Source organism: Pseudoalteromonas sp. SIMBA_162 (assembly GCF_046535955.1).
GTDB classification, from domain to species: Bacteria; Pseudomonadota; Gammaproteobacteria; order Enterobacterales; family Alteromonadaceae; genus Pseudoalteromonas; species Pseudoalteromonas marina.
Window position 1 is genome coordinate 1 of sequence record NZ_JAWJBQ010000531.1, and the last position, 266, is coordinate 266.

1 protein-coding gene is annotated in these 266 nt (G+C 57.5%); it reads right to left on the reverse strand.

The genetic code is table 11. The features are described 5' to 3' along the window. Positions 1–157 (reverse strand): NAD-dependent epimerase/dehydratase family protein (locus tag R0J88_RS20805; protein WP_410900996.1); only part of this gene is annotated, 157 nt, incomplete at its 3' end. Positions 158–266 lie beyond the last annotated feature (109 nt).

The following is a 266-nucleotide window of genomic DNA, read 5'->3' on the forward strand; positions in this document are numbered from 1 at the left end:
GTTCCAGGCCAGCATCGCCCATGGGCAGATTGCCGACCTTGCCCGTGGAAAGGTCGTCCAGAACCCGCACCGCATAACCCTTGGCCAGCAGTGCATCCACGAGGTGAGCACCGATAAAACCAGCGCCCCCAGTAACCAGTATCCGTTCGGCAGACATAGATCATTCCAAAGAGAAATATCGCGGCTACGCCGTCTGAAGCTAGCACAGCCAACGGATCAGCCCTGGCTACTTGCCATCCTGGCCGTCATGTTTTTAGTGGCTGCTC